Here is a 2525-nt window from a genome sequence, read left to right as displayed (position 1 = left end):
GATGACAAGGAACATGCTGACCCCCGCCATCTGGGCGATGAGCAGATACTTGATAGCGCTGGAAAGGAGATATCTATTTAACCTTTTCAAGACAGTAGACCCACAGGTATTTCAGCCTTTGTGATATCGTGACGTGCTCTTCCTTGTTCAGACCCCTCAGGAGGTAAAGGCCCATGGCCACGATGACCGTGTTGGGGAGGAATGTCACGATGTAGGGCGGCGCGTGGATGTTCTTCCCCAGACTGTCCGTCATGGCAATGAGGACGTAGTAAAAGATGAACAGCAAAAGACTGTAGAGGGTTCCCGAGAACTTCCCTTCCACCTTTCGTTTTACCCCGAGGGGTATGGTCAGTATTATAAAGGCAAGGGACGACAGGGGCAAGGATATCTTCTTGTAGATCTCCAGGAGCAGGTCGTATTGCTGATCCTCGTTTGTTGTCGTCTTGAGCGCCTTCTTCAGTTCGTTCCGGTCCATTTCATAGGCGAGCTTTCTGCTGACCCCTCCCGTCTGCACCATCTGGGAGAGGTTCATGGTGAAGGTGTAATCCCGGAAGCTGACGCTCCGGTAGGTGTCCGTGGCTTTTTCCCATCGATGAAGTGTGCCGTCCTGCAACATGAAATAGAGCTGAAAGGTCTCCGAATCTATGTTGACAAATCCCTTGCTCGCGGAGATCGTCTGTTTCACGCTCTTGTCGCGGTCGTCGGACACGACGATGCCCGTGAGGGTCCTCTTGGCGGTGTCGACCTTGTTGATGTAGATGACCACCCCCGGCACGCTGTCGTTGAAGACGCCCTCCTTGTCGTCGACGGAGATACCCTTCTTTATCACCTCGATCAGGGTTTCCCTGAACAGGCCGCTGCAACGGGGCAGGAGCACATTCGTATTGAAGAGTCCGCAGGTCGTCACTATGAGGCCCACGAAGGTTATGGGCACGAAAAGCCACATCAGGTTCACGCCACTGGCCTTGAGCGCCAGTATCTCGTTCTCCGTTGAGAGCCGACCGAGGACAACGATGACGGAGAGGAGAAATGCCATGGGAAGGGTAAAGGTGAGGTACGGAGGCACGGAGAAGGCGACGAGAGCGATGATATCCTTGAATCCCACACCTTTATTGATCACAAGGTCGGCGATCTTGCCAAGCCTCGAGAGGACGAGGATAAAGGTGAGGATGCCGAGCGAGAGAAAAAGAATCCCGGCAAGCTCTTTCAAAAGGTACATGTTGAACTTGAGGGGAATTTTCTTCAATAATTTCATCATCTACTCTACCACCCCGGGTGGTGTCCTGTCAATGCGGATGGGCATCGGCCCCGGGTGCGGATGCAGAATGCGTCAGGAGGAGAGGGAACGTTCCATCGTTCGAGTCACCGGCCAGTTTGTCTTTGACAGGCCCCGTGTTTTCTTATACAGTTATTCATCAAATGAAGATCGCTGTCATCTCGGACACTCATCTTGATCACCCGACAGAGGGTTTCAAGCGTCACACGAAAACCCTGTTCGGTGATGTCGATATGGTGCTCCATGCCGGCGACATGACGTCATCGAGCGTCTTCGACTACCTCTCGAACTGGGACCTCCGGGCGGTGAGGGGCAACATGGACGACTTCGACCTGGCAGCCCGCCTCCCGGAGAGTCGTGTGGAGGAGATCGCGGGAACACGGATAGGGATCATCCACGGATGGGGTTCACCCCGGGCGCTCGAGGACAAGGTCCTCAGCGCGCTTCCAGGCGTGGATATCATCGTCTTCGGCCACTCCCACGTTCCCCTGAATACAAAGAAAGGGGGGACCATCCTTTTCAATCCCGGAAGCTACAGGGGCGGATACTCAGCGCCCGGGACCGTCGGGATCATTGAGATTGCAGGGGAGGTCACCCTGCGGCACCTTCAGGTCGATGAGCATTAACCATTCGGAATTGTGAGCGATAATACGTATATGGACGGGATCTGCATCTCATTCCTCTGGCACATGCACCAGCCGTACTACAAGAATACCTTCACCGGGGAATACCTTCTTCCCTGGACCCTCTTGCACGGCACCAAGGACTACTACGACATGGGCGCTATGCTCAAGGACTTTCCGGGGATGAAGCAGAACTTCAATTTCGTTCCCTCCCTCCTCGAACAACTCGTGGACTATGAAGATCTCGACGTGAAGGACACGTATCTCGATGTGTTCAGGAAGGACCCCCCGGACCTTACCGAAGAGGACAGGGTCTTCCTGCTCGGCAATTTCTTCAATGCCAACTGGGAGAACATGATCCGGCCCTTCCCGCGCTACTACGAGCTCCTCGCCAAGCGCGGTTTCTACTGTCCCAGGGACGGCCTGTCGAAGGTCACCGGGTATTTCAGCGATGATGAGCTTCGGGACCTGCAGGTGCTCTTCTTTCTCGCCTGGACGGACCCGAGTTTCTTCGCGGCCTTTGAAGGTCTCCGGTACCTCAGGGAAAAGGGCAGGAAGTTCAGCGAAGAGGACAAGAAGATCCTCATGGACGTCCAGAGGGACATCCTCAAGGGCACGATCCCCCT

The 2525-nt window shown here is 54.8% G+C and carries 3 protein-coding genes; 2 read left to right on the top strand and 1 reads right to left on the bottom strand.

Annotated elements, in window-relative coordinates; all coding sequences use genetic code 11:
- Positions 1–73 precede the first annotated feature (73 nt).
- Positions 74–1258, bottom strand: a complete 1185-nt coding sequence (locus GXX82_05470; GenBank protein NLT22476.1) for a YjgP/YjgQ family permease — start codon at positions 1256–1258, stop codon at positions 74–76.
- A gap of 161 nt (positions 1259–1419) precedes the next feature.
- Here GXX82_05470 and GXX82_05465 point away from each other — a divergent pair, with 161 nt between their 5' ends.
- On the top strand, positions 1420–1902 hold the full coding sequence (locus GXX82_05465) for a metallophosphoesterase (protein NLT22475.1): 483 nt from the start codon (positions 1420–1422) through the stop codon (positions 1900–1902).
- Positions 1903–1932: 30 nt separating this feature from the next.
- Positions 1933–2525 (top strand): glycoside hydrolase (locus GXX82_05460; GenBank protein ID NLT22474.1); only part of this gene is annotated, 593 nt, incomplete at its 3' end.

Source organism: Syntrophorhabdus sp. (assembly GCA_012719415.1).
Lineage (GTDB): Bacteria > Desulfobacterota > Syntrophorhabdia > Syntrophorhabdales > Syntrophorhabdaceae > Delta-02.
This window is presented reverse-complemented; position numbering and strand designations above follow the sequence as displayed.